Origin of the sequence: Amnibacterium kyonggiense, assembly GCF_004364555.1 — a bacterium.
Taxonomy (GTDB): domain Bacteria; phylum Actinomycetota; class Actinomycetes; order Actinomycetales; family Microbacteriaceae; genus Amnibacterium; species Amnibacterium kyonggiense.
Genome location: NZ_SOAM01000001.1, coordinates 1,074,918 through 1,098,877, shown reverse-complemented (window position 1 = coordinate 1,098,877; position 23,960 = coordinate 1,074,918). Strand labels below are relative to the sequence as shown.

General features: G+C 74.3%; 26 protein-coding genes. 18 read left to right on the top strand and 8 right to left on the bottom strand.

Annotation, left to right across the window (positions count from 1 at the left end; all coding sequences use genetic code 11):
• Position 1 precedes the first annotated feature (1 nt).
• The 5 genes from CLV52_RS05700 (at position 2) to CLV52_RS05680 (ending at position 4,286) form a co-directional block, all read left to right on the top strand.
• Complete coding sequence (locus CLV52_RS05700) at positions 2-787, top strand: ABC transporter ATP-binding protein (RefSeq protein WP_133765288.1); 786 nt, start codon at positions 2-4, stop codon at positions 785-787.
• The gene (locus CLV52_RS05695) at positions 784-2,196 is read left to right on the top strand and encodes an ABC transporter permease (protein WP_133765287.1); all 1,413 of its coding nucleotides are present in this window, start codon (positions 784-786) and stop codon (positions 2,194-2,196) included. Before CLV52_RS05700 ends, CLV52_RS05695 begins: the two co-directional genes overlap by 4 nt.
• On the top strand, positions 2,193-2,651 hold the full coding sequence (locus CLV52_RS05690) for a hypothetical protein (RefSeq protein WP_133765286.1): 459 nt from the start codon (positions 2,193-2,195) through the stop codon (positions 2,649-2,651). Before CLV52_RS05695 ends, CLV52_RS05690 begins: the two co-directional genes overlap by 4 nt.
• Positions 2,652-2,724: 73 nt before the next feature.
• Positions 2,725-3,066: a nuclear transport factor 2 family protein gene (locus CLV52_RS05685; protein ID WP_246017973.1), complete on the top strand. Its 342-nt coding sequence runs from the start codon at positions 2,725-2,727 to the stop codon at positions 3,064-3,066.
• Positions 3,063-4,286, top strand: coding sequence for an NAD(P)/FAD-dependent oxidoreductase (locus CLV52_RS05680; RefSeq protein ID WP_133765285.1), 1,224 nt, complete (start codon positions 3,063-3,065; stop codon positions 4,284-4,286). Before CLV52_RS05685 ends, CLV52_RS05680 begins: the two co-directional genes overlap by 4 nt.
• Positions 4,287-4,307: 21 nt before the next feature.
• Here CLV52_RS05680 and CLV52_RS05675 read toward each other — a convergent pair whose 3' ends face one another.
• On the bottom strand, positions 4,308-4,736 hold the full coding sequence (locus CLV52_RS05675) for an organic hydroperoxide resistance protein (RefSeq protein ID WP_133765284.1): 429 nt from the start codon (positions 4,734-4,736) through the stop codon (positions 4,308-4,310).
• A gap of 63 nt (positions 4,737-4,799) precedes the next feature.
• Between CLV52_RS05675 and CLV52_RS05670 the strand changes: the two genes are divergently transcribed.
• Positions 4,800-5,315 (top strand): GNAT family N-acetyltransferase, encoded by a 516-nt coding sequence (locus CLV52_RS05670; protein WP_133765283.1) that lies wholly within the window; start codon positions 4,800-4,802, stop codon positions 5,313-5,315.
• A gap of 56 nt (positions 5,316-5,371) precedes the next feature.
• Here the strand turns inward: CLV52_RS05670 and CLV52_RS05665 are convergent, their stop codons facing one another.
• Positions 5,372-6,943, bottom strand: coding sequence for a DEAD/DEAH box helicase (locus CLV52_RS05665; protein WP_133765282.1), 1,572 nt, complete (start codon positions 6,941-6,943; stop codon positions 5,372-5,374).
• A 185-nt stretch (positions 6,944-7,128) separates the two neighbouring features.
• Between CLV52_RS05665 and CLV52_RS05660 the strand changes: the two genes are divergently transcribed.
• From CLV52_RS05660 to CLV52_RS05650, 3 genes are all read left to right on the top strand, one after another.
• A complete protein-coding gene (locus CLV52_RS05660) occupies positions 7,129-7,740 on the top strand; it encodes a cysteine hydrolase family protein (protein ID WP_133765281.1) in 612 nt (203 codons plus the stop codon).
• A 128-nt stretch (positions 7,741-7,868) separates the two neighbouring features.
• Complete coding sequence (locus tag CLV52_RS05655; RefSeq protein WP_133765280.1) at positions 7,869-9,155, top strand: O-acetylhomoserine aminocarboxypropyltransferase/cysteine synthase family protein; 1,287 nt, start codon at positions 7,869-7,871, stop codon at positions 9,153-9,155.
• A 137-nt stretch (positions 9,156-9,292) separates the two neighbouring features.
• Complete coding sequence (locus CLV52_RS05650; protein ID WP_133765279.1) at positions 9,293-10,777, top strand: sugar porter family MFS transporter; 1,485 nt, start codon at positions 9,293-9,295, stop codon at positions 10,775-10,777.
• A gap of 21 nt (positions 10,778-10,798) precedes the next feature.
• Here CLV52_RS05650 and CLV52_RS05645 read toward each other — a convergent pair whose 3' ends face one another.
• The gene (locus CLV52_RS05645; RefSeq protein ID WP_162850723.1) at positions 10,799-12,097 is read right to left on the bottom strand and encodes an ABC transporter substrate-binding protein; all 1,299 of its coding nucleotides are present in this window, start codon (positions 12,095-12,097) and stop codon (positions 10,799-10,801) included.
• A 173-nt stretch (positions 12,098-12,270) separates the two neighbouring features.
• Here CLV52_RS05645 and CLV52_RS05640 point away from each other — a divergent pair, with 173 nt between their 5' ends.
• Complete coding sequence (locus CLV52_RS05640; protein WP_133765277.1) at positions 12,271-13,281, top strand: LacI family DNA-binding transcriptional regulator; 1,011 nt, start codon at positions 12,271-12,273, stop codon at positions 13,279-13,281.
• Here CLV52_RS05640 and CLV52_RS05635 read toward each other — a convergent pair whose 3' ends face one another.
• Positions 13,282-13,869, bottom strand: a complete 588-nt coding sequence (locus CLV52_RS05635) for a GNAT family N-acetyltransferase (protein WP_246017972.1) — start codon at positions 13,867-13,869, stop codon at positions 13,282-13,284.
• Positions 13,870-13,949: 80 nt separating this feature from the next.
• Between CLV52_RS05635 and CLV52_RS05630 the strand changes: the two genes are divergently transcribed.
• The 5 genes from CLV52_RS05630 to CLV52_RS05610 all read left to right on the top strand — a co-directional run bounded on the left by CLV52_RS05630 (position 13,950) and on the right by CLV52_RS05610 (position 19,017).
• Complete coding sequence (locus CLV52_RS05630) at positions 13,950-15,389, top strand: HNH endonuclease signature motif containing protein (protein WP_133765276.1); 1,440 nt, start codon at positions 13,950-13,952, stop codon at positions 15,387-15,389.
• A 195-nt stretch (positions 15,390-15,584) separates the two neighbouring features.
• Positions 15,585-16,073, top strand: coding sequence for a hypothetical protein (locus tag CLV52_RS05625; RefSeq protein WP_133765275.1), 489 nt, complete (start codon positions 15,585-15,587; stop codon positions 16,071-16,073).
• Positions 16,074-16,080: 7 nt separating this feature from the next.
• The gene (locus tag CLV52_RS05620) at positions 16,081-17,271 is read left to right on the top strand and encodes a sensor histidine kinase (protein ID WP_133765274.1); all 1,191 of its coding nucleotides are present in this window, start codon (positions 16,081-16,083) and stop codon (positions 17,269-17,271) included.
• Positions 17,268-17,915 (top strand): response regulator transcription factor, encoded by a 648-nt coding sequence (locus tag CLV52_RS05615; RefSeq protein WP_133765273.1) that lies wholly within the window; start codon positions 17,268-17,270, stop codon positions 17,913-17,915. Before CLV52_RS05620 ends, CLV52_RS05615 begins: the two co-directional genes overlap by 4 nt.
• Positions 17,916-17,967: 52 nt before the next feature.
• Complete coding sequence (locus tag CLV52_RS05610; protein ID WP_133765272.1) at positions 17,968-19,017, top strand: aldo/keto reductase; 1,050 nt, start codon at positions 17,968-17,970, stop codon at positions 19,015-19,017.
• Positions 19,018-19,032: 15 nt separating this feature from the next.
• On the opposite strand, the gene CLV52_RS05605 is transcribed toward CLV52_RS05610, so the two are convergent.
• Entirely contained in the window at positions 19,033-19,791 is a 759-nt protein-coding gene (locus tag CLV52_RS05605) for an SDR family NAD(P)-dependent oxidoreductase (RefSeq protein WP_133765271.1), read from the bottom strand.
• A gap of 99 nt (positions 19,792-19,890) precedes the next feature.
• Between CLV52_RS05605 and CLV52_RS05600 the strand changes: the two genes are divergently transcribed.
• Together CLV52_RS05600 and CLV52_RS05595 are read left to right on the top strand one after the other, a co-directional pair.
• Complete coding sequence (locus CLV52_RS05600) at positions 19,891-20,361, top strand: GNAT family N-acetyltransferase (protein WP_133765270.1); 471 nt, start codon at positions 19,891-19,893, stop codon at positions 20,359-20,361.
• A 17-nt stretch (positions 20,362-20,378) separates the two neighbouring features.
• The gene (locus CLV52_RS05595; RefSeq protein WP_211342611.1) at positions 20,379-20,918 is read left to right on the top strand and encodes a YbhB/YbcL family Raf kinase inhibitor-like protein; all 540 of its coding nucleotides are present in this window, start codon (positions 20,379-20,381) and stop codon (positions 20,916-20,918) included.
• Positions 20,919-20,945: 27 nt separating this feature from the next.
• On the opposite strand, the gene CLV52_RS05590 is transcribed toward CLV52_RS05595, so the two are convergent.
• Positions 20,946-21,785, bottom strand: a complete 840-nt coding sequence (locus CLV52_RS05590) for a VOC family protein (RefSeq protein ID WP_133765269.1) — start codon at positions 21,783-21,785, stop codon at positions 20,946-20,948.
• Positions 21,786-21,829: 44 nt separating this feature from the next.
• Positions 21,830-22,507 (bottom strand): SDR family oxidoreductase, encoded by a 678-nt coding sequence (locus CLV52_RS05585; protein ID WP_133765268.1) that lies wholly within the window; start codon positions 22,505-22,507, stop codon positions 21,830-21,832.
• A 60-nt stretch (positions 22,508-22,567) separates the two neighbouring features.
• Here CLV52_RS05585 and CLV52_RS05580 point away from each other — a divergent pair, with 60 nt between their 5' ends.
• Complete coding sequence (locus CLV52_RS05580; RefSeq protein WP_133765267.1) at positions 22,568-23,155, top strand: CoA-binding protein; 588 nt, start codon at positions 22,568-22,570, stop codon at positions 23,153-23,155.
• A gap of 69 nt (positions 23,156-23,224) precedes the next feature.
• Here CLV52_RS05580 and CLV52_RS05575 read toward each other — a convergent pair whose 3' ends face one another.
• The gene (locus CLV52_RS05575) at positions 23,225-23,866 is read right to left on the bottom strand and encodes an NAD(P)-dependent oxidoreductase (RefSeq protein ID WP_133765266.1); all 642 of its coding nucleotides are present in this window, start codon (positions 23,864-23,866) and stop codon (positions 23,225-23,227) included.
• Positions 23,867-23,960: the final 94 nt, after the last annotated feature.

Sequence of the window (23,960 nt, the reverse complement as noted above, 5' to 3'; positions counted from 1 at the left end):
CATGACCACAGCACTCCCCGCCCAGCCCCGGACCGCCTCCGAGCACCTCGAAGCGGTCGCCCGGGTCCAGGGCGTCGCCAAGCGGTACGGCTCCGGCGACGCCACCGTGCACGCCCTCCGCGGCGTCGACCTCGCGGTCCGCCGGGGCGAGTTCGTCGCGATCATGGGCCCCTCCGGCAGCGGCAAGTCCACGCTGATGCACCTGCTCGCCGGCCTCGACTCGCCCACGAGCGGCGAGGTGTGGCTCGGCGACCGCGAGATCGGCGCACTCGACGACACGGCGCTGACGCTGCTCCGCCGCGAGCGCATCGGCTTCGTGTTCCAGGCCTTCAACCTCGTGCCGACGCTCGACGTGATCGGGAACGTGATGCTCCCGTTCGAGCTGCGCGGCGCGAAGCCGAGCCGCGAGGAGCGCACGTTCATCGGCCGCCTGCTCGGCGAGCTCGGCCTGGCCGATCGGCTCGGGCACCGGCCCCGCGAGCTCTCCGGCGGTCAGCAGCAGCGCGTCGCCATCGCCCGAGCGCTCGCGTCCCGTCCGCAGCTCGTCGTCGCGGACGAGCCGACCGGCAACCTCGACTCCCGCACGGGCCGCGAGGTGCTCTCGCTCCTCGCCTCCGCGGCGGCCGGTCACGGCCAGGCGATCGCGATGGTCACGCACGACCCGATCGCCGCGAGCTACGCGGACCGCGTCGTGTTCCTCGCGGACGGCCGCGTGGTCGCCGAGGAGGGCCGGATGGACGCCGAGCGCATCGCCCGCTTCATGCTCACGCTCGAGGACGCCCGATGAGCGGCGCCCGCGCGGGCAGCGCCCGCACCGAGCACGGCCCGGGCGTCCTCGTCGCCGCCCTCTCCTCCGCCTTCGGCGTCGCGCTGATCCAGGGCACCGGCCTGCTCGACGCGGCCGCGAAGGCCGACCCGGTCACGGGCGCGAGCGACACGGTCGGCGCGCTGCTGCGGGTCACCTCCGTCGTCTTCATCGGCGTCGCGATGTACTCGGGCGCCGTCGTCACCACGAACACGTTCTCCGTCATCGTCGCGGGCCGCGTGCGGCAGATCGCCCTCCGCCGCCTGCTCGGCTCGACGGCCCGGGCCGAGCGCGGCGCCGTCGCCCGGGAGGGCCTCCTCGTCGGGCTCATCGGCGCGGTCATCGGGCTCGTCCTCGGCAGCGGCGGGGTCGCGGCGATCGCCGCGGTGGCCCGGGCCGCCGGCGTGCTCGCCGACTTCCCCTACTCGTACGCGAACCCGACGGCTCTCCTGCCGGCGGCCGCGGTCGTGCTCACGACCTGGCTCGCCGCGGTGGTCGGCTCGCGACGGGTGCTGACCGTGACGCCGATGCAGGCGCTCGGCGGCGCGGAGGAGCGCTCGGAGGAGGAGGGCCGCGCGAGTCGGCTGCGCTCTGGCGCGGCCGTTGCGCTCCTGTCGTTCGGGGCGCTGCTGCTGTTCGGCGGCGTCGCGATCGGTGCGGTCGACCCCCTCGGCCTGCTCGTCGCCTTCTCGGGCGGCATCGTGTCCTTCACCGGCGTCGTGCTCGGCGCGCACCTCGTGATCCCGCGCGCGCTGCGGATCGTCGGCCGCCTCATGGGCGGCTCGGCGACGGCCCGCCTCGCCGCCGAGAACGCCGTCCGCTACCCGCAGCGCAGCACCCGCTCGACGGTCGGGCTGCTCGTGTCGGTGACGCTGATCACGACCTTCGCGGTCGCGCTCCGCACCTTCGGCGACATGATCACCATCGCGTCCGGCGACGACCCCGTCTACTACGCGGGCGTCGACACCATGCTCACGACGGTCACCGTCGTGTTCTCCGTCCTGATCGGCTTCAGCGCCGTCATCGCGGGCGTCGGGCTCGTGAACGCCCTCTCGCTCGGTGTGCTGCAGCGCACCCGGGAGCTCGGCCTCCTGCGAGCGCTGGGCTTCAGCGCGCGGCAGCTGCGCCGGATGGTCCTCGCCGAGAGCGGCCAGCTCGTGCTCACCGCGGTCGCGCTCGGGCTCCTGCTCGGCACGGTCTACGGCTGGGCGGGCGCCCACTCCCTGATCGGCGCGGTCCGCGGCGCTCCCGCGCTGTGGTTCGTCGGGCTGCCGTGGCCCGTCCTCGCGGTCGTCGTCGCCGGAGGCGTGCTGCTCACGCTCGTCGCCTCCGTCGCCCCGGCCCGCCGCGCGACCCGGATCGCCCCGGTGGAAGCGCTGGGCGTCGAATGAGCGCCGTCCGACACCGCGCGATCGCGCGGCTGCTGCCCGCGCTCGCGATCGCGGCGCTCGTCCCGGTCGCCCTGTCCGGCTGCGGCGTCGCCGACGTCCTGCACAAGCAGACGAGCGGCACGGCGGCCACGCCCCGCGCGCTCGAGCAGGCGTGGCGCACGCCCGCCTCCGAGCCCGACTGGGTGCCGGCGGACGCGACCGACATCCGGTACATCGCGGCGACCGGCGGCTCGGCGGACAAGGCCCCCGCCTCCGTCCGCGTGACGACCGGCAGCGCGCTGCCGACGTCGTGCACGACGATCACGAGGCGCTCGCTCGACTCCTTCGGCGAGTCCTGGGCGCCGAAGCGGTTCCCCGACACGGTCGAGCGGTGCGGCAACTGGGCCGTGATGCGCGTGAACGGCGGCTGGTTCGGCTGGACGCCGCTGGCCCCGAGCGAGGCCGAGGAGCGCTGACCCCGCCGCCCGATCCCGGTGCACCTGCGCCGGGATCGGGCGGACGTCCAACCGGCACCGCCACGATGTCGACATGAGCATGAGCCTCTCGAGCGACGTCCCGACCGCGATCCAGGCCTTCGTCGACACCACGAACGCCGGCGACTCCGCCGCGTTCGTGCAGACCTTCACGGAGGACGCCTTCGTCTCCGACTCCGGCCGCGAGTTCCGCGGCCACGAGGGCGTCGCGGAGTGGGACCGGACGGACAACATCGGCAAGCGCTCCCACTTCGAGCTGCTCGGCGTGAAGCCGGGGCTCGGGGACCAGCAGTTCATCGCGACGATGCTCGTGTCGGGCGACGGCTTCAACGGCACGGGCGACCTCGAGTTCACGCTGCGGGGCGATCGCGTGTCCCGCCTCGTCATCGAGCCGTGACGGCCCGGGAGGCCGACGTCCTCGTCGTCGGCGCGGGCCTCGCCGGCCTCGCGGCAGCGCTGCGGCTGACCGCGGCCGGCCGCTCCGTGCGGGTGCTCGAGGCGTCCGACGCCCCCGGCGGGCGGATGCGGTCCGACGTCATCGACGGCTTCACCGTGGACCGCGGCTTCCAGATCCTCAACACGGCGTACCCGGAGCTGCGGCGGATCGGGATGCCCGACGTCGGGCTCCGCCCCTTCGTGCGCGGCGCGCTCCTCCGCGACCAGCGCGGGCTCCACCTGGTCGCCGATCCGCGGCAGGCGCCGGGCGGCGCCGCCGGGCTCGTCGCCGCGCCCCTCGGCTCCGCGGCGGAGCGGGCGCGTCTGCTCGCCTGGCTCGGCGCGGTGACCGTGCTGCCGGCGTCGCGGCTCCGCGGCGCCCACGACCTGCCGCTCGAGGAGGCCCTGCGCCGCCGCGGGGTCGTCGGCGACCCCGTCGAGCACTTCCTCCGCCCGTTCCTGCAGGGCGTGCTGCTCGAGCGCGAGCTGACGACCTCGAGCCGGTTCGCCGCGTTCGTCCTCCGCAGCTTCGCGCTCGGCACGGTCGGGGTCCCGGCGACGGGCATGGGCGCACTGCCTGCGGCGCTCGCCGACCGACTGCCCGGCGGGACGATCGAGTACGGCGCGCGCGCCACGGCGGTGCGCCCCGGCGAGGTCGACGTCGAGGGCGGCACGACCCGGCGCGCGGAGGCCGTCGTCGTCGCCGCCGATCCGCGCACCGCGGCGGACCTGCTCGGTGTCCGCCGCCCGGCGATGCACGCGGTCACGACCGTGTGGCACGCGGTCGCGGCGCCGCCCGTGCGCCGACCGGTCATCGCGCTCGACACCGAGGGCGGACCGGTCGCGAACAGCGTCGTGATGACGAACACGGCGCCCGGGTACTCCCTCGACCGCCGCGCGCTCGTCGCGTCCTCCGTGCTCGGCCCCGAGCCGCTGCCGGATCCGCTGCTGCGGTCGACGCTCGCGAGGATCTGGGGCGTCGGCACGGCGATGTGGGAGGAGGTCGCCGTCACCCGCGTCCCCGCAGCGCTGCCGGCACTGCCGGGCGGCAGCCCGCTCCGCCGCCCGGTGCGGCTGGCGGAGGGGCTCTACGTCGCCGGCGACCACCGCGACACCCCGTCGAGCCAGGGCGCGCTCGTCAGCGGCCGCCGGGCCGCGGACGCCTACCTCGCCGGCCGCTGACGCCCGCGCGTCGTGCTCGGCTCAATCGTCGGAGACGGCGACCGTGACCTCGATGTTGCCGCGCGTCGCGTTCGAGTACGGGCAGACCGTGTGCGCCTGGTCGGCGAGCGCCTGCGCCTCGTCGTGCGGCAGGTCGGGGATCACGACCTCGAGGTGGACGGTCAGCTCGTAGCCGCCGTCGCCGTTCGGGCCGATGCCGACGCGCGCGCCGACGGACGAGTCGCCGAGCGACACCTTCGCCGCGCGGGCGACGCCCTGCAGCGCGGAGTGGAAGCAGGCCGCGTACCCGGCGGCGAACAGCATCTCCGGGTTCGCTCCGACGCCCGACCCGCCCATCTCCTTCGGCACGCCGAGGTCGAGGTCGAGCACACCCTCCGAGGAACGAACGTGGCCGTTGCGTCCGGCGCCCGTCGAGAGCGCCTCCGCCGTGTAGAGGGTGGTGGTTGCCATGCCTCCACCAACCCCGCCCGGCGACGTCTATTCCGCGAGCAGCATGCGGAGGAGACTGGGACGATGACCGAGCTCGTGCGTCCGGACGTCCGCTACCACGCCTCCTGGATCGTGGGCGTGGCCGAGTTCGGCGGTCAGCACAAGGACGGCGGGAGCGACCTGCTCGAGGACGTCGCGACGCTGACCCACCAGGACGCGTTCGCCGCCATGGTCGAGCGGCTGCGCGCGGACGCGCTCGAGGAGACGCCCCGAGCGGCCGATCGCGTACCCGCGACCGCGCTGTGGATCGTGCACGGCGGCGAGTTCGTCGGATTCCTGCAGATCCGGCACCGGCTGACGCCCTACCTGCTCGAGGAGGGCGGGCACATCGGCTACAGCGTGCGGCCGTCGGCACGGCGCCGCGGGCACGCGACCGAGGCCCTCCGCGCGGCGCTGCCGATCGCGAAGGACCTCGGCGTCGACCGCGTCCTCGTCACGTGCGACGAGGACAACGTCGGCTCCCGCACCGTCATCGAGCGCGTCGGCGGCGCCTACGAGGACTCCCGCAACGGCAAGCGCCGCTACTGGTTCGAGGTCTGAGCCCCGCGCATTCTTCGTTCTGCAGGACGCGCCGTCCTACAGAACGAGGAATGTGCTCAGCGGGGGTCGGGGCGACCGCCCTCGCGTCCCGCACGACGGCTGCCGCGGCGCGGGGCCGGGGCGCTGTCGCGCTCGCTGAAGGACGCCCAGGCCGACCCGGCCGGCGAGCCGGTGGAGGTCGAGAAGCGGACGGGTGCGGCGCCACCGGAGGCGCCGCCGCGCCGTGCCCCGCTGCCGCCGGTCGACGCGCCGCCGCGGCGACCGCCGCCCGAACCGCGCCCCTCACCGGCTGCGCCCGCACGACGGGGCTCGCCGCCCTGGCCGCGACCGCGGCCGGCGGACTCGCCGCCGCGCCCGCGGGCGGGCTGGGCGCCGCCGCGGCGCTCGCCGCCCGCCGGGCGGTCCGCCTTCGGCTTGCGGGGCTGCTGCTGCGGCTGTGCGACGACCGGCGCGGGAGCGACCTTCGGCGCGACCTCGCCGACGAGCTCGGTGACGGCGGCGGAGCTCGCGGTGACCTGCACAGGGCTCGCGGCGACGCCCGCGGCGCGGAGGAGCTGAGCGACCTCGCGGCGCTGCTCCGGCAGCACGAGCGTCACGACCGTGCCCGCGGCGCCGGCGCGCGCGGTGCGACCGGAGCGGTGCAGGTACGCCTTGTGCTCGGTGGGCGGGTCGACGTGGATCACGAGCGCGACGTCGTCGACGTGCACCCCGCGGGCCGCGACGTCGGTCGCGACGAGCACCTTGATGGCGCCGGAGGAGAACGCGGCGAGGTTCCGCTCGCGCGCGTTCTGCGAGAGGTTGCCCTGCAGGTCGGCGGCGGGGATGCCCGCGGCGGTCAGCTGCTTGGCGATCCGCTTGGCGACGTGCTTGGTCCGGACGAAGAGGATGCGGCGGTCGGTGCCTCCGGCGAGCGCCTCCATCACCTCGCGCTTGCCGTCCGCGTCCTTCACCTCGAGCACGGCGTGCGACATCGTCTCGACGGCGGGCTTGCCGTCGTCGACGGAGTGCGTCACCGGGTTCGAGAGGAAGCGCTTGACGAGCTTGTCCACGCCGTTGTCGAGCGTCGCCGAGAACAGGAGGCGCTGGCCGCCCGCCGGCGTCGCGGCGAGCAGCCGCGTGACGCCGGGGAGGAAGCCCATGTCGGCCATGTGGTCGGCCTCGTCGAGCACGGTGATCTCGACGCCCTCGAGCGTGAGCGCCCGCTGCCCGAGCAGGTCCTCGAGGCGGCCGGGGCAGGCGACGAGGATGTCCACGCCGGCGCGGAGCGCGGCGACCTGCGGGTTCTGGGAGACCCCGCCGAAGACGGTCGTGACGGTCATCCCGGCGGCTGCGGCGAGCGGCTGCACGACGGCGGCGATCTGGGTCGCGAGCTCGCGGGTCGGCGCGAGCACGAGGCCGCGCGGCCGGCCGGAGCGGCGCTGACCGCCCTGCAGGCGCGCGACGAGCGGCAGCGCGAAGGCGAGCGTCTTGCCGCTGCCCGTGCGGCCGCGGCCGAGCACGTCGCGGCCCGCGAGGCTGTCCGGCAGCGTCGCGGTCTGGATGGGGAACGGCTCCGTGATGCCGGCCGCGTCGAGGGCCGGGAGGAGCGAGGCGGGCACGCCGAGCGCGCCGAAGGAGGTTGCAGACAAGGAGAAGCTCTCTGTTCGATGGCGGCGTCGGGCCGCGGCGGCGGTGCGGACGGTGCACCAGGACGCGCCGCGAGCGGCACCGTCTCGACCGGCCGTGTCGACCACGGGCGGGAGAAAGGGTGCGCTTCGACGCTCACGTCCGGGACGGACGCCTGGTCAGGATAGCAAATGACTAGCCTCGACCCGTGCCGAACCGCGCCCTGCTCGTGATCGACGTCCAGCGCGAGTACGTGGACGGGAACCTCCCGATCGCGTATCCGCCCCTCGAGCAGAGCCTCCCGAACATCAAGGCTGCGGTGGAGGCCGCGCACGGGGCGGGCGTGCCGGTCGTGCTCGTGCGCCACGTCGACGCGGCCGACTCCCCCGTCTTCGCCGAGGGCTCGCGCGGCGCCGAGCTGCACGACGTCGTCGCCGACGCGGCCCACGACCTGCTGATGGTCAAGCGCGAGGTCTCCTGCTTCGCGGGCACGCATCTCGCCGCGTGGCTCGAGGAGCGGGACGTCGACACGCTCGCGATCGCGGGGTTCATGACCCAGCACTGCGACGAGTCCACGTCCCGCGACGCCGCCGACCTCGGCCTCGCCGTGGAGTTCCTCTCCGACGCGACGGGCACGCTCCCGCTGACGTCGCCGGCCGGCACGCTCTCCGCGCGGGAGGTCCACGAGCGCACCCTGGTCGTGCTCGGCGCGGGATTCGTCTCGGTCGCCCCGACGGACGCCTGGGTCGCCGCAGTCACGGCGGGCGAGGCCCTGCCGCCCGCGAACCTCTGGGCCGCGACGGAGCCCGCCCGCGCCTGATCCCGCCCGGGTTCTCGGATACGGAGATCCGGGACGCTCCGCGCCGCGGATCTCCGTATCCGAGAACCGACCTGTCGCGGGCCGTCATGCGGCGCTGGGGCGCAGGACGCCGCCGGTAGCGTCGGGGCATGGCCGACCGCGAGTACGGGTTCCGCACGAGGGCGATCCACGCCGGGAACATCCCGGATCCGACGACCGGGGCCCGGGCGGTGCCGATCTACCAGACGAGCGCCTTCGTGTTCGACGACGCCGACGACGCGGCGGCCCGGTTCGCGCTGCAGAAGTACGGGAACATCTACAGCCGCCTCGCGAACCCGACGGTCGCCTCGTTCGAGGAGCGCATCGCGAGCCTCGAGGGCGCGCTCGGCGCGGTCGCGACGGCCTCCGGGCTCGGCGCGCAGTACATCGCCTTCGCCTCGCTGGCCGGGCAGGGCGACCACGTCGTCGCCTCGGCCAACCTCTACGGCGGCTCGCTCACCCAGCTCGACGTGACGCTCCGCCGCTTCGGCGTCGAGACGACGTTCGTGGCGTCGAGCGATCCCGAGGCCTACGCCGCCGCGATCACCGACCGCACGAAGGTCGTCTTCGCGGAGACGGTCGCGAACCCGTCGGGCGACGTCGCGGACATCGAGGGCCTCGCGGACGTCGCGCACGCCGCCGGGGTGCCGCTGATGATCGACTCCACGGTCTCGACGCCGTACCTCGTCCGGCCGATGGAGTGGGGCGCGGACATCGTCACGCACTCGGCCACCAAGTTCCTCGGCGGCCAGGGCACGACGCTCGGCGGCGTCGTCGCGGAGTCCGGCCGGTTCCACTGGGGCGGCGAGCGCTTCCCGCTCTTCGAGGGCCCGGTCCCCTCGTACGGCGGCCTCGAGTGGCAGGGGAACTTCGGCGAGTACGCCTTCCTCACCCGCCTCCGCGCCGAGCAGCTGCGCGACATCGGGCCGGCGCTCGCCCCGCACTCCGCGTTCCTGCTCTCGCTCGGCGTGGAGACGCTGCCGTTCCGGATGCAGGCGCACGTGGACAACGCGCGGATCGTTGCGGAGTGGCTGGAGGCCGACGACCGCGTCGAGTACGTGAACTGGCCGGGCCTGCCGGGCCACCACCACTTCGACCGGGCGCAGAAGTACCTGCCGAAGGGCCCGGGCAGCGTCTTCGGGTTCGGGATCACGGGCGGGCGCGACGCGGGCCGCACCTTCATCGAGTCCGTCGACCTCGCGAGCCACCTCGCCAACATCGGCGACGCGAAGACGCTCGTGATCCACCCGGCCTCGACGACGCACGCGCAGCTCTCCGAGCAGCAGCTCGTCGACGCCGGCGTGCAGCCGGGTCTGATCCGCATCAGCGTCGGCATCGAGGACCCGGAGGACATCCTCGCGGACCTCGACCAGGCCCTCGCCGCCGCGACCGCCTGACCTCGATCGCGGCCGCCTCCCGGGCCGCACACAGGTTGCTCTCGGTCAACATCCGGATGATCGAGTGAACCCATTCGCATCGCAGCGGCCCGACCGGATTCCGTCACCGTCCTGAGCCGCTCGGTCTGGACGAGTACATGAGCGGCACGCAGCAGCACGAGCGGCGATCGGACGCATCCGCGCCCGGGAGGCTCCGGCGCAAGGTCACGGGTCTCGCGGTCGCCGGCGCGCTGGGCGGCTTCCTCTTCGGTTTCGACTCCTCCGTCGTGAACGGCGCGGTCGACGCGATCGGCAAGGACTTCAAGCTCTCCGCGACGCTGCAGGGCTTCGCGGTCGCCGTCGCCCTGCTCGGCTGCGCCGTCGGCGCGTACCTCGCGGGCCGCATCGCGGACCGCTTCGGCCGCACCCGGACGATGCTCGTCGGCGCGATCCTGTTCCTCGTCAGCTCCCTCGGCGCCGGCCTCGCGTTCGGCGTCGGCGACTTCATGTTCTGGCGCATCGTCGGCGGCCTCGGCATCGGCGTCGCCTCCGTCGTCTCCCCCACGTACATCGCGGAGGTCGTGCCCGCCTCGGTGCGCGGCCGCCTCGGCTCGCTCCAGCAGCTCGCGATCACGGTCGGCATCTTCGCGGCGCTGCTCTCGGACGCCCTCTTCGCCGGCTTCAACGGCTCGACCGGCGCATCCCAGACGCTCCTCTTCGGCCTCGAGGCCTGGCGCTGGATGTTCCTCGTCGGCGTCGTGCCGTCGATCGCCTACGGCGTGATCGCCCTCCGTCTGCCGGAGTCGCCGCGCCACCTGCTCGCGAAGCAGGACGAGGGCGGTGCGCGCGAGGTGCTGCGACAGACCACGCCGATCGACGTGATCGACGACGAGGTCCGCGACATCCGCCGCTCGATCGAGCAGGACGAGGAGAACGCGAAGAAGGGCAGCCTCCGCGGGCCCGTGCTCGGCCTGCAGCCCGTCGTCTGGGCCGGGATCGTGCTCTCCGTGCTGCAGCAGTTCGTCGGGATCAACGTGATCTTCTACTACTCGACGACCCTCTGGAACGCGGTCGGCTTCAAGGACTCGTTCGCGATCTCGGTCTTCTCCGCGGTCCTCAACGTCGCCGTCACCTTCATCGCGATCGCGATCGTCGACAAGGTCGGCCGCCGGCCGATGCTGCTCGCCGGCTCGGCGGGCATGACCATCGCGCTCGCCGCCGTCGCGATCTCGTTCAGCCAGGCGCAGACCGGCGCGAACGGCGCGGTGTCGCTGCCGAACCCGTGGGGTGTCGTCGCGCTGATCGGCGCGAACCTGTTCGTCATCTGCTTCGGCGCGACGTGGGGCCCGCTCGTCTGGGTGCTCCTCGGCGAGATGTTCCCGAACCGGATCCGCGCGAAGGCCCTCGGCGTGGCCGCGGCGGCGCAGTGGATCGCGAACTTCGCGGTGACGCTGACGTTCCCGCCGCTGTCCCAGCTGTCGCTGCCCGTCACCTACGGGCTCTACACGCTGTTCGCGCTGGTGTCGCTGCTGTTCGTGTTCTTCCTGATCCCGGAGACGAAGGGCGTCAGCCTCGAGGACATGGGCGGCCTCGCGTTCGGCCGGAAGGCACGCCTCGCGGCGAAGGAGGCGGCTCGCAGCTGAGCCGCCTCCCGCGCCCGCGGGTCAGCCCTTCAGCCCGGCCTCGAGCGAGGACTGCAGCGTCTGCAGCACGGTCTTCGGCGGCTTCAGGGCGATGACGTTCTGCCCGAAGATCGTCATCGGCTGCGTGCTGTCGACGAGCGCGACGTTCGCGAACAGCGCGGCCCCGCCCGGCGCCGCCCACGTCTTCGCGACCGGCTGCCACGCGTCGGCGATCTTCGCGAGGTTCGCGTCCGCACGGAACTCCGGCGTCGCCGCGATCGACTTCAGCACCGGCAGGCCGAGCCCGAGGTTCTTCGTCCAGAGCGGCGTCATGCTCTTGTAGTAGTAGGTCATGAACGCCTCGGAGTCCTTCTGGCTCGGGGTGTTCGTGTACATCATGATGTTGTTCGGGAAGGACAGCGCGCCCTTCTGGCCGGACGGGCTCGTGAGCGGCTCGCCCACCGCCATGTCCGGGCCGACCGTGCCGCCCACCTGGGACGCGAGGCCGGGGGCCTCCACCTGCATGCCGAACTTCCCGGCCTTCCACTGCGCCTGCGTGTTCGCGGTCGAGTAGCCGTTGCTGCGCGGGTCCGCGTAGCCCTTGCGGATCAGCTCCTGCGCGTAGTCGAGCGCCTCGATGTTCGCCGGCGTGACGAGGTTCGGCTTCTGCTCCTCGTCGAAGATGCCGCCGCCGTTGTTGATCATCCAGCCGACGAACGCCTGGAACGCGTTCCCGGTCGCGCCGCCGCTCAGCCCGAAGCCGTAGACGCCGATCTTCTTCAGCGCGGCGCAGGCGTCCAGGTGCGACTGCCAGTCGGTGGGCACGGAGACGCCCGCCTTCTGGAGCAGCGACTTCCGGTACCACAGGATGCGGAGATCGACGTGGTACGGGACGGCGACGTAGCCCTTCGCCGTCTTCATCGTGTCGAGGAGGCCGGGGAGGAAGTCGTCGTAGAGCCCGGTGCTCTTCCACGAGTCGAGCAGGCCGTCGGCGTACGCGATCTTGCCCTGCTTCGCGAACTGGAAGGCCTGGGTGCCGCCGCCGCTGCTCACGGCGGGCCCGGTGTTCGACGCGACCGCGGTCGAGAACGTCTGGTTGAAGGCGGACCACTGCACGGACCGGTAGGTGGCCGCGGGCAGACCGCTCTTCGGCTTGAACGCCTCCGTGATCTGCTGGTCGACCTTCGCGAATTCCGGCGTGCCCCAGGGCATGTTCCAGAACTTGAGCGGCCCCTTCGACCCCGCCCCGCTCGACGACGAGCAGGCGGCGAGCCCGAGAGCGGCGACGGCGCCGAGGCCCACCCCCGCGAACGTCCGCCTTGAGATGTCTGCGCCCGCCATTGCAGCCGCCTCTCCCGTCAGCCGCTCTGCTGACGATCGCCGGACCTGATTGCGCAAGTCCCGTTCCGGTTGATCCGCTCCGACTCTGCACGGCGGCATGCGGAATGGCAAGCGCACCCGCCGGCCGATGTGGTTCTTTGCGCAAGAACTGGTCGAACCGATACGGTGCGGCCATGCAGGAACCGCGCGACCGGACGGCGCGCCGCACGCTCGCGGACGTCGCGGTGCTGGCCGGCACGAGCGTGCCCACGGTGTCGAAGGTCCTCCGCGGCGGCACCGACGTCTCGCTGCGCACCCGGCGCGCGGTCATGGCGGCCGTGGAGGAGGCGGGCTACGTCCCGCGCCACGGCGCGCGGCTGCGCGAGTCCGGCGCCGCCCTGATCGACTTCGTGCTCAGCGACGTGCACGGCAGCTGGGTCCACGAGGCGCTCGGCGGCGTCGAGGGCGCGGCCACCGCGGCCGACCACGACGTCGTGCTCACCATCGCCCGCCGCGACGGCGCCTGGGTGCAGCGGGTCCTGCGACACCGCTCGGCCGGCGCCGTGATCACCCTCGTCGACCCGACGACGGCCCAGCTCGAGGTCCTGCACGCCGCCGGCAAGCCGTTCGTGCTGATGGACCCGATGAGCCGCGCCCCGGGCTACGCGGCGAGCGTCGGCGTCAGCAACTGGGAGGGCGGCCGCAGTGCCGCGGAGCACCTCCTGCGCCTCGGGCACCGGCGGTTCGCCGCCATCGGCGGCGGCCGCACGCACCTCTACAGCCAGGCGCGCCTCGACGGCTTCCGCTCCGGCGTCGCGGCCGTGCCGGACGGCACGGTCGTCGCGGTCGACTGGGCGGACTGGCGACGGCACGACGCCCGGGCCGCGGCGGCCCCGATCCTCGCGCGGCCCGACCGGCCCACCGCGATGTTCGCGTGCAGCGACCTGATGGCGATCGGGATCGCCGACGCCGCCCGGGAGCTCGGACTCCGGGTGCCGGAGGACCTCAGCATCGTCGGGTTCGACGACCTGCCCGAGGCGGGCTGGGCGACGCCGCCGCTCACGACCGTGCGGCAGCCGATCTCGGAGCTCGGCGCGGCCGCGGTCCGCATGCTGCTGCAGGAGCCGAACGGCTCCCCCACGGCCCGCCGCGTCGAGCTCGCGACGAGCCTCGTGATCCGGGACTCGACGGCGCCGCCCGCCTGATCAGCGCGCCGCCCACTCCGACTCGAGGATCGCGAAGTCGATCTCGGTGCTCCATGCGCCCTTGAACCACTCGTTCTCGACGAGCACCGACTCCTGCCGCATGCCCGCCCGCGTGAGCACCCTCGCGGAGGCGGGGTTGCGGGCGTCGATCCGGCCGGTGATCCGGTGCAGGCCGAGGCCGTCGAATCCGAGCGCGAGCAGCGCACGCGCCGCCTCCGTCGCGTACCCGCGGCCCTGGTGGTCGGGGCCGATGATGTAGCCGATCTCGCCGCTGCGGTGCTCGGCGCTGTGCCAGAACAGGACGACGTCGCCGATCAGCTCGCCCGTCTCCTGCAGCACGACCGCGAGCGCGAGCACCTGGCCGGGCTCGGTGAGCACCGACCGGGTGCGCTCCGGATCCCGGTAGGTCTCGGCGAGGCGCTCGCGCGTGACCGGCACGGGCGGGATGTACGCGCACACGTCCTCGCGGGACCGGTAGGCGTGCATCGCGTCGAGGTCGCGCTCCGGGTCGATCGGCCGCAGCAGCAGCCGCTCCGTCTCGATCGGGTAGTCCGGCGCCAGGGAGCGCGCGGTGTCGTCGTGGCCCACGGCAGGACCGTAGACCGAGCCACCGACCGGAGCACATCGCCACCGAACCGCTGTCGGACCCCTCCTCTACATTCGGAGACGTGTTCGAGGAGTTCCCTGACAGCGACGATTCGCGGGTGTGGACCCGCGAGGAGATCGACGCGTGGGACGCACTCGCCGAGGAGGAGCGACGCGCGCAGCTGCCGCCGGACGAGCGGTACCGGGAGCAGTTCGGCCCCGGGGCGATCGCCGATGCGGCGTGGCTCGCTGCCGCGCTGACCGAGGAAGCGGCCGTGTACACCCAGGACCTCGCCGTGCAGGCCGACCGGATGCGCATCCTCGCCGATGCCAACCGGATCGCCGCCCTGCTGACCGCCTACGAGCGGGCGCTGATCGACCTCGCCCACCGCTTCGGCGCGTCCTACGGCACCCGCGCCGGGCTCGGTGCGCAGGCCTTCTTCCGCTCGTTCGGCCTCCAGACCGGCGCCCACCCCGCCGTCGTGGCCGGCGAGGTCGACGCCGGGCTGATCCTTCGCGACCGACTCCCCCTCACCTGGAGTGCGTTCCAGGCCGGGGAGGCGTCCTGGAGCCGGATGCGCACGGTCGTCCGCGAGGCGGAGGGGCTCGACGCCGAGCACTGGGCGGCGTACGACGGGACCGCGGCCGTCAAGGTCGTCGAGTCGACCCGCTTGAAGGACGACCTCCGCAAGGCGCGGGCCCGACTCGACGACGAGGCAGCCGCGAAGCGCGCCCGCACCACGCACGAGCGCCGCCGGACGAGCCTCGAGCTCGGCCACGACGGCGGCGTCGCCTTCGTGGCGGAAGGCCTCGCCGCCGACTGGGTGCCGATCAACGACGCCCTGCACAAGGCCGCGGTCGCCGCGCACGGCGTCGAGGGCGAGACCCGCGGCATCGCGCAGCTGCGGCACGACATCGCGCTCGACATCCTCCGCGAGGGACTGCAGGCGCCGACCGCTGCCGACGGGGCCTCGGTCCCGCAGCGCAAGCCGGTCCAGGTCCAGCTGATCCTCACCGTGCCGGCGCTCGCGTGGCTCGGGAAGACGAAGGAGCAGGCGCAGCTCGGCGGGTACGGCCCGATCGACCTCGAGACGGCCAAGGCGCTCGCCGGGACCGCGACCTCGTTCATCCGGGTCCTCACCGATCCGGTCACGGGCGTCCGCCTGTCGATGGACCGCAAGGTCTACGCGCCGCCCGCGGACCTCGCCCGATGGGTGAAGATCCGCGACGGCCGCTCACGGTTCCCCGGTTCGACGATCGCCCCGCACCTGGCCGACATCGACCATGCGCGCGAGTGGCAGCACGGCGGCGCGACCGATGCCCGCAACCTCGTCACCCTCGGCAGGACCGACCACAACCTCAAGTCGGCCGGCCTCTTCATCGAGGCCGTCGAGGACGACGGCACCGTCGGGTGGGACGAGGTGTGGGGGCACCACTTCGCGGACCCGCCGAACGACCCCCTCGATCCCGCACCACCGGAACTCCTCCCGCCGCCCCGGGACGACGGCGACTGCCCCTTCTGACGATCCCGGACCCTGACGACCTGGGCCGCCCGCACGGCTGATCGGCTGAGCGCGCCGGAGCAGACCCCGTCGGTCCTCCGACCGCGACCCCACCCGATCCCCACCCGCATCACCACCCGTGGTCGGTGGTCGCCGGCACCGCCGGTGAGGAGTCTGGAAGCAGGTCGCCGGACGGCGACCGAGGAGGAGGATCCGATGTCCCTGCAGCCCTTCGCGATCGCCGCGCTCGCACTCCTGGTGGTGGCTCTGCTCGTCTGGCGGCAGCTGCGCTGGACCCGGTTCGACGCGAGCCGCGTCCTCCGCCTGCCCGTCGTGCTCGGCGCGCTCGGGCTCGTGGAGATCGCGACCTCGACGACGGTCCGGCTCGAGGCGGTCGACGTGGCGGTGCTCGCCGCGGAGGTCGCGGTCGCGGTCGGCATCGGCGCCGCGATGGGCGCGCGGACCGTGTTCCGCCCCTCCCCGACCGCGCCGGGCGCCTGGGAGGCCCGGACGGGTGCCGTCGGCGCCGCGCTCTGGCTCGTGATCATCGCGATGCGCATCGGCGTCTCGGTCGCCGGCCCCGCGATCGGCGTCCACGCGGCGACCTCGGCCGGCGTCTCGCTGCTCGTCCTCGCCGCCGCACGCGGCGCGACCGCGCTGATCGCACGCTCCCGCGCGCCGCAGGCGGCGCCGGTGTCGGCATGATCGACCTGTGAGCGAGCGACCCGAAGCGGCACGGCCCACGACGGCCGTGCCGTTCGGCGCACCCGACGCGACCGGCATGCGGAGCTGGATCGTCCTGGTCATCATCGTCGCGCTCGGTCTCAGCGCGCTCCAGGACCGGGCGGTCGCCGAGCACCCGCCCGTGCTGGTGCTGACGGTCGTCACCCTCCTGCTGTGGCTGGCGTGGACGGTGCTCCGTCCCGGCCGCATCCGCTCCGTCCTCGTCGTCGCCTGCGCAGCCGCCTCCTCGGTCGGCGCGGGGCTCGGCGTCCCGCAGCTCATCGCCGGCCTCGTCGCGGGCGCGGTGCTGCTCATCGGCGATCCGCGGCAGCGCCTCGCGCCGATCGTCGCGCTCACCGGAGGCGGCTGCGGCCTGCTGCTGGTCGTCGGCGCGCTCGCGCGGATCACGACGACCTCCCTGCTGCTCGACCTCGCCGTGCTCGCGTTCGGCGTGCTGATCGGCGTCAGCCGGCGCGCCCGGGTGAAGGCCGCCGAGCAGCAGGAGGCGCTGCGGGAGGCGGCGAGGGAGGCGTCCCGCGCGGCCGAGCAGGACGCGGCGAGGAACCGCCTGCTCGAGGACAGGGCGGCGGTCGCGCGCGACCTCCACGACGTGCTGGCGCACAGCCTCGGCGGCCTCGTGCTGCAGCTCGACGCCATCGAGGCGCTGCTCGAGCGCGGCCGGCTCGACGAGGCCGCGGTGCGGGCGGGCGCCGCGCGGACGCTCGCCGCCGAGGGGCTCGCGGACGCGCGTCGAGCGGTCGCCGCGCTGCGCGACCCGGCCCTGGACACCGGTCCGACGGTGTCGGACGAGGCGCTCGAGGACCTCCTCACCGCGCACCGATCCCTCGGCGGCCCGGTCGAGGTCACCGGCGACCCGGCGCTCGCAGGGGTCGATCAACCGCACCGCCAGGTACTCGTCCGCGCGCTGCAGGAGGCGCTGACGAACGCGCGACGCCACGCGCCGAGTTCGCCGGTCCACGTCGCCGTGGAGCGGGATCCGCACCTGCTCGTCCTGCGGGTCGAGAACCCCGCGCCCTCGACGCCGTCGCCCTCCCCCGGCGGCGGTCACGGCCTGACGGGCATGACCGAGCGCTTCGCGTCGCTCGGCGACGGCTCCGCCGTGAGCGCGGGCCGACGCGGGGACCGCTTCGTCGTCGAGGCCCGGGCGGTGCTCGCGTGATCCGGGTGGTGGTCGCGGACGACCAGGCGATCGTGCGGGACGGCCTCGTGACCGTGCTCGACCTCAGCGAGGACGTCGAGGTGGTGGGGCAGGCCGCCGACGGGGAGCAGGCCGTGCGGCTCGTCGCCGAGACGGCGCCCGACGTGGTGCTGATGGACCTCCGGATGCCGGTGCTCGACGGCGCGGGCGCGACCGCGCGCATCACCGCCGAGCGGCCCGGGACGCGGGTCCTCGTGCTGACGACCTTCGCCGACGACGGATCCATCGCTGCTGCCCTCCGCGCGGGCGCGATCGGCTACCTCACGAAGGACGCCGGGCGGCGGGAGCTGCTCGCCGCGGTGCGCGCCGCCGCGGAGGGGCAGGCCGTGTTCGACCCGGGCGTCGGGGCCCGCCTCGCCGCCGGGTTCGCGCCGAAAGCCGAACCGCCGCACGCCGACGCGGACGCCCTCCGCTCGCGCTTCCCCGCGCTCACCGCGCGGGAGGCGGACGTGCTCGCGCTCGTCGCGCAGGGCCGCGCGAATCCGGAGATCGCCGCCGAGCTCTTCCTCAGCACCGCGACCGTCAAGTCCTACGTGACGACGGTCCTCGCGAAGCTCGGCGCCGCCAGCCGAGCGGAGGCCATCGCACTCGTCCTCGCGCCCTGACCGCCTCACTCCACCCCAGGGGGCGCGGAGCGGCCGCGCCTACGCTCGCGCCATGCAGTACCGACAGCTCGGTTCGTCCGGCCTCCGCGTCTCCACCATCACCCTCGGCACCATGGGCTTCGGCGGTACCGGCTGGGCCTCCCCCATCGGCCACCTCGACGTCGACGCCGCCCGGCGCCAGATCGGCCTCGCCCGCGACGCGGGCGTCAACCTGATCGACACCGCGGACGTGTACTCGAACGGGCTGTCGGAGGAGATCCTCGGCGAGGCGCTCGGCGGGGACCGCGACGAGGTCCTCATCGCCACGAAGGTGCGCGGCGCGATGGGCGAGGGCCCGAACGACGCGGGGCTCTCGCGGCATCACATCGTCCGCGCGGCCGAGGCGAGCCTCCGCCGCCTCAAGACGGACCACATCGACCTGTACCAGGTGCACGAGTGGGACGGCCAGACGCCGCTCGACGAGACGCTGCACGCGCTCGACGATCTCGTCCGCTCCGGCAAGGTCCGCTACATCGGCGCCTCCAACTACACCGGCTGGCAGCTGATGAAGGCGCTGTGGACGTCGGACAAGCACGGCCTCGAGCGGTTCGTCAGCCAGCAGATCTACTACTCGCTGCAGGCGCGGGACGCGGAGAGCGAGCTCGTGCCGGTGTCCATCGACCAGGGCCTCGGCATCCTCGTGTGGAGCCCGATCGCGGGCGGCCTGTTGTCCGGCAAGTACCGCCGCGGGCAGGACGCGCCGGAGGGCACGCGACGCTTCGAGGGCTGGAGCGAGCCGCCCGTCCACGACGAGGACCGGCTCTACGACACGATCGACGCGCTCGTCGAGATCGGCGACGGCCACGGCGTCTCCGCCGCCCGGGTCGCCCTCGCGTACACGCTCGCCAAGCCCGCCGTCACGTCGCTGATCGTCGGTGCGCGGACGGAGGAGCAGCTGGCCGACAACCTCGCCGCGGCGGACCTGGAGCTGTCCGCCGACGAGATCGCACGGCTCGACGCGGTCTCGCTCGAGCCGCTCCGCTACCCGCACTGGCACCAGCTCGGCGCCTCGGACCGCACCGGGCCCGCGACGAGGGCGCTCCTCGAGCCGCACCTGAGCTGAGGTCCGGGCGCGCGCTCAGCGCGCCGTCCAGCCGCCGTCGATCGCGAGCGTCTGCCCGGTGATCAGCGACGCGGCGGGCGACGCGAGGAACGCGACCGCGGCGGAGACCTCCGTCGGCGTGCCGATGCGGTGCAGCGCGGCGATCCGCTCGACGACGTCCGCGCGGAACGCCGGATCGGACAGCGCAGGCTCGGTCCCGTCGGTCTCGACGAACGTCGGCGCGACCGCGTTGACCCGGATCCCGAGGCCGCCCCACTCGACCGCGAGGCAGCGGGTCAGGTGGATCACGGCCGCCTTCGCGGTGCAGTAGGAGGACTCCCCCGGCAGCGCGACGAGGCCGGCCTGCGAGGCGACGTTCACGATCGCGCCGCCTCCCGAGTCGCGCATGTGGCGCGCCGCCTGCTGCGAGAGGAAGAACGTGCTGCGCGTGTTCAGCGCCCAGACCGCGTCGAAGTCCTCCTCCGTCACGTCGATCGCGTCGCCGAGGATGCTGCCGCCCGCGTTGTTGACGAGCACGTCGATGCGCCCGAGCTCCGCGGCGGCGCGGTCGATCGCCGCCCGCGACGCCGCGAGGTCGGTCACGTCCATCGCGAGCGGCAACGCGCGGCGCCCCAGCGCCTCGATCTCCGCGACGAGCCCGGCGTCGCGGCCGACGTCCTTCAGCCCGAGCCCCACGTCCGCACCGGCCTGCGCCAGCTCGAGCGCGATCGCCCGCCCGATGCCGCGCGCGGCCCCGGTCACGACCGCGACGGTCCCCTCCAGCGTCCCCGCCATGCGTCCTCCTCGACTCGTCGAGCAGTGAACCATCCGCTTGATGGAGGACCGCTCTCCCCGCAGCCGAGGGAGGCCGCGACCGCCCGCTAGCGTCGAGCGGTGCCGATCACGCTCCACCGGTCCCCCGCCGCCGACCTCGACCCGGTGCTGCTCTACCGCCTGCTCGAGCTGCGCGTCGCGGTGTTCGTCGTCGAGCAGCAGGCCGCCTACCCGGACCTCGACGGGAGGGACGTGGAGCCGGGCGCCGAGCTGCTCTGGGCGGAGGAGGACGGCGCCGTGCTGAGCACCGCCCGGGTGCTGCGCGAGCCGGACGCGCTCCGGATCGGCCGGGTCGCGACGGCGCCCGAGGCCCGGAGCCGCGGTGTGGCCTCCGCGCTGATGCGGGACGCCGTGGCCCGCTGCGGCGAGCTCGACCCCGCGCTGCCGGTGCTGCTCGACGCGCAGGAGCACCTCGCCGACTGGTACGCCCGCTTCGGCTTCGTCGCCACGGACGACCATCACGTGGAGGACGGGATCCCGCACGTCACGATGCGGCGCGATCCGGACCCCTCAGCGACGCCCCACCCGTGATGTGGGAGAACGGGATCATGACGAACGATCCCTTCGCCCGGCTCCCCGAGGTGCCGAGCTTCACCGTGACGAGCACGGACATCGAGGACGGGCAGCGGTTCGCGCCCGCGCAGCACTCGGGCGCCTTCGGCGTGCCGGGCGGCGAGGACGTCTCCCCGCAGCTCAGCTGGAGCGGTGCCCCGGAGGGCACGAAGAGCTACGCCATCACCGTCTACGACCCGGATGCGCCGACCCAGTCGGGCTTCTGGCACTGGGCGGTCGCCGACATCCCCGCGGACGTCACCTCGGTGCCGAGCGGCGCGGGCGACGACACCGGCTCCGGCCTGCCGAAGGGCGCGATCCAGCTGCCGAACGACGCGCGGGCCGCGCGCTTCATCGGCGCCGCTCCGCCCGCCGGCCACGGCGAGCACCGCTACTTCATCACGGTGCACGCGCTCGACGTGCCGAAGATCGAGGTGCCGGCCGACGCCGCCGCCGCGTTCCTCGGCTTCACCATGTTCTCCCACACCCTGGCGCGGGCCACGATCGTCGCCACGGCGGAGATCCCGGCGAGCTGATCCTCGTCGGTCGCCGGATCTGCGCCGTCAGCCTCCCGGCGGCGTGAACTGCGACACCGCGAAGCGGGCCCCGAGCGGGTCCGCGACGGTGGCGTGCCGTGTCCACCGGTCCTGCCCCGTCGACTCCACGGTGCCGCCGTTCGCCGTCACGGCCTCGAGGGTCGCGTCACGGTCGGGCACGGTGAACGACACGTGCCAGTGCGGGGCCTCCCCGGGCGCAAGCGCGTCGAAGCCGGCGGCCGCGTCCTCGAAGCCCTCGGGCGCGAACCGCTGGCGATCGAGGATGCCCGGGTCGCTCGTCGCCGCGAGGTGGGCGCCGTACCCGGGCACGCGGATGAAGCCGGCGGAGGCCTCCGGGCTCCACGCCCACGGCAGGAACGACGAGTAGAACGCGAACGCCGCTCGGGGGTCCGCGGTGCGCAGGAGGCTGAAGCCCCAGGCGCCCGGCGCGTTGACCCGCTGCGCGCCGAGTCGACGGCCGGCCTGCCAGAGCCGGAACGGCGCTCCCTCGGGGTCGACGCACGCGACCGGGCGCCCGCCCGGCGTGTCCGCGGGCGGCGCGGTCACCGTGCCGCCAGCCCGTTCGACGGCCGCCGCGGACACCTCGGCGTCGTCGACGGCGAAGTAGGTGCTCCACACCGGGTCGCGGCCGATCGCGGCGGCGCCGGACGCGATCGCGGCGACGTCCTGGCCGTCGATCGTCGCGATCAGGTAGTGGCCCGGAGCGCCCGGCGGCATCGCGTCCGTGAAGGACCAGCCGAGCACCGCGCCGTAGAACGGGGCGATCCCGGTCGCGTCGGGCGCCTCGAGGTCGATCCAGCTCGGAACGCCCTGCGGGTAGGTGCGGGGCACGCGCTCGTCCGTCATGCCGGGACGGTAGCCCCGGCTGCCGACAGGGCGGAAGCCCGGGATCAGCGGATGCGGGTCGGGCGGATCGAGAGCGTCTCGACCGTGCCGCCCGGGGGCAGGTCGACGGCCGTCCGCACCACGGCGGCGACCGAAGCCGGGTCGAGCACGACGTCGAGGTCGTAGTCCCGGCCCTCCCGCGCGACCTTGGCGCGCTGCATGTCCGAGTCGGTGCGGCCGGGATGGATCGACGTGACGCGGACGCCCGCCGCGCGCTCCTCCTCCCGCAGCGCGTCCGCGAACGCGCGGAGCGCGAACTTCGATGCCGCGTAGACGGCGCCGCCGGGCGCGCTCGCGAAGCCCGCGCCGCTGTTGACGGCGATCACGAGGCCGCCCGCGGCGCGCAGCGCGGGCAGCGCGGCCCGCGTCAGATCCGCGACGGCGAACAGGTTGATCGCGAACACGCGCTCCCACACGGCGCGATCGGTCTCGGCGATCCGGCCGCCGTCCTCGACCCCGGCGGAGTGGACGAGCACGTCGAGCCGGTCCGGCAGGGCCGGCGCCGGGTCGACGGCGAGGTCGGCGACGAACGGCTCCGCGGAGGGCAGCGCCGCGACGATCGGCGCGACGCCCTCCATCGTCCGCCCGCCGACGAGCACGTGGTGGGTGCGGCCGAGGTCCAGGGCGACGGCACGGCCGATGCCCCGGGAGGCGCCGGTGACGAGGGCGACGGGTCGACGCATTCCGTCAGGCTAGGCGGCCGCACCTGCGCGAGGGGGCAGACTGATCGTCCAGGAGGCGCCATGTCGAACACCGCTCAGACCGCACCCGACCTCGTGACCACGACGCTCGCGAACGGGAACACCTGCGCGATCCCGGCCTCCAGCCCGCTCGCGAAGCTGGCGAAGGCGAACCGCACCTGGCAGGGCCCGGACGCCAAGCAGCGGCTGCGGATCCTCCGGAACGCGAAGAGCGTCGCGATCGTCGGTGCGAGCCCGAACCCGGCGCGCTCGAGCTACTTCGTCGCGACCTACCTGCTCTCGTCGAGCCCCTACCGCGTGTACTTCGTGAACCCGCGCGCGACCGAGATCCTCGGTCAGCGGGCCTACCCCGACCTCGCGTCGCTGCCCGAGGTGCCGGACATCGTCGACGTCTTCCGCAAGGGCAGCGACATCCCCTCGGTCGTCGACGACGTCCTCGCCGTCGGCGCGAAGACGATCTGGGTGCAGCTCGGCATCTGGAACCAGGAGGCGGCGATCGACGCGGAGGCGAAGGGCCTCACCGTCGTCATGGACCGCTGCATCAAGATCGAGCACGCCCGCTTCCACGGCGGCCTGCACCTGCTCGGCTTCGACACCGGCCAGATCACGTCCCGCAAGACCATCCGCTGACCCCGGGCGCGCGCCTCGATGGTCGAGCCGGGCGCGGGGGCCGGGCGCGGGGGCGCGGGCCGACGGGTGTCAGTACGCGACGCCGATGTGGCCCCGGCGCTCGTGGCGCTCGATCTCGTCGACGACGGCTCTCGCGAAGTCCGCGCCGGACACGGCCGAGCGGCCGTCCGCGCCCGTCAGCGCGACGTCGTCGCCGATCCGATACGTGCCCCGCGCCTCGCCGGGCGCGTACGAGCCGTACTCCTGCGCCGGGCTGACGAAGAGCCAGTCGAGGTCGGCCGGGGCGTCGCGCTCGAGTCCCTCCAGCGCCCGCACCATCTCCTCGGCCTCGGCACGGAAGGCGGCCGGCACGTCGCCCTCCACGAACCGCGGCTCGCCGGATGCGGGGCGGAGACCGCTCCAGCCGCCGACGACGATCAGGCGGGCGGACTGCTCCGCGGCGAGCTTCGCGAGGTCGCCGATCAGCCCCTCGAGCTGCCCGGCGAGCTCCCCGCGCGGCGCGAGCGCCTCGACGACCACGTCCTGCCCGGCGACCGCCGCCGCGACGGCGCCCTCCTCGAGGAAGGACGCCTGCAGGTAGTGGACGCCCGGCACGGGCTCCGCGGGCGCGTGCCGGCTGTACGCGGTGACGTGGTGGCCGCGGGCGGCGGCCTCCCGGACGATGTTCCCGCCGGTGTACCCGGTCCCGCCGAGGACTGCGATGCGTGCCATGGCTCCAGCCTCGCGCTGCCGCGCTGGGAGGGCCCTCCCCCTCGCGGATGAGGCGCGGATCAGCCACGCGGCGGAGCACGACGCCCCCGGCGGC